Origin of the sequence: Flavobacterium rhizophilum (assembly GCF_046000485.1) — a bacterium.
GTDB lineage: Bacteria > Bacteroidota > Bacteroidia > Flavobacteriales > Flavobacteriaceae > Flavobacterium > Flavobacterium rhizophilum.
Genome location: NZ_JBELQB010000023.1, coordinates 1 through 1,922, shown reverse-complemented (window position 1 = coordinate 1,922; position 1,922 = coordinate 1). Strand labels below are relative to the sequence as shown.

The window sequence follows — 1,922 nt, the reverse complement described above, 5'->3', positions numbered from 1 at the left end:
TGTGACAACGGCCTTGACGATTCGGACGGGGAAGGCATCTTTGACCTGACGTCTGTAGAGTCTGAAGTACTGGGACTTTTAGACCCTGCCCAATACAGCGTAAGCTACCATGAGAGCGCACAGGATGCTGCAGACAACGCGAGTCCTATCGCTACCCCTGGTAACTACACCAGCACCGGCGGTATTGTATACATCAGAGTTACCAATAACGCTACAGGCTGTTATGATGTAGTGGAACTTGAACTTATTGTTCACCCGCTACCGCAGGCCAATCAGCCTACACCCTACACGCTTTGTGATGAGAATACGGTAAACGGTCAGCCTGATGAAACAGAAGTGTTTGACCTAACGAGCAAAACAGAAGAGATCATCGGTAACCAGGACGGTATCAACCTTACCTTCCACCATACCTTGGCCGATGCAGAGTCAGGCGCCAATGCTATTGTTAACCCTGAGGCCTACACCAACCAGAGTACGGTTGAGGCCATCTATGTAAGGGTAACCTTTGAAGCGACAGGCTGCTACAGGATCGTACTACTTGATATCAGGGTAGCCCCGCTACCGGTACTGGTACCCCCATCAGCAGAGGACCTGTTGGTATGTGACCCTGACGGTGACGGTTTTGCCCAGTTTGACCTTGAAGCCTTAGTGGAAGATATGGTAGATAACGGCGAGGACCTTGCAGTTACCTTCCATGAAACGGCTATCGATGCGGAGAACGGCTTAAACCCTATCCCTAACCCTGATAACTATACCAACAACGTAGCCTATGCCCAAACCATTTATGTAAGGGTTGAAAATACGGTAACAGGTTGCTATACCTCTACGGCTTATGCCTTAGACCTTGTGGTGGTGGATGCCCCACAACTGCCGGATCTTGAAGACATCACCCTATGTGATGAGGACAACAACGACCAGGACGGGGTAACGGCTATCGACCTTACCATTCATGATGCTGTCATCCTTGATGCCTTAGACGGCACGGATGCCGATTATACGATCCATTACTTTACTACCGAAGCAGCAGCAGAGGCAGGAGCACCGAGAATCACCAACGACACGGCCTACAACGGAGCCGACGGTCAGGTAATCTGGGTAAGGGTAGAGGACATCGCTACAGGCTGCTACAGCATAGCGACCTTCACCCTGCATGTAAACACGCCACTGGCACTTACCACCCCACCGGTGCTTACGATCTGTAACGAAGCCTTACCGAATGACGGACAGGCAGAGTTTGACCTAACGGTAATGGACAACACAATATTAGGTCCGTTTGGCGTAGGACTGGGCTATACGGTAAACTACTATGAGCCGGGAGCTACCACACCAATTGCGAACCCATCGAGCTATGTGAACCCGTCTAACCCGTTAACCCTTACGGTAGAGGTAATCACATTGGAAGGCTGTAAGAGCTATACGACCCTGACCATCCGCGTACTACCATTGCCAACACCAAATACGGAGCCTGATGCTTTGGTACTGTGTGATGACAACGGAGCAGGCGACGGCGTGGAAGAGTTTGACCTTACCCTTGCAGCAGATGATATCATGGACAACGAGCCAAACCTAGTGTTAAGCTACCACCAGAGTTATGAGGATGCGGATCAGGACATCAACCCTATCGCCGACCCGACAGCCTATGAAAGCGGCAACGCCATAGTATATGTAAGGGTAGAGGCCAATACAGGTAACCCTAACGATGCGGTATGTTACCAGATCGTAGAACTGGAACTTATCGTTAACCCGCTACCGGCATTAGGAGAAAACGGAACCATCCCTCCATATGCTATATGTGAACAGAACACTGATGGCTTTGCCACCTTTATACTAAGCAGCCATATCCCTGAGATCTTACAGGGAGCAGATCAGGACCCTGCGGACTACCTTGTAAGGTTCTACTTTGACCAGGCGGCTTTAGATGC

General features: G+C 50.4%; 1 pseudogene. It reads left to right on the top strand.

What is annotated here, in order from left to right:
* A pseudogene (locus tag ABS768_RS17485) lies at window positions 1–1,922 on the top strand (hypothetical protein); the annotation flags it as partial.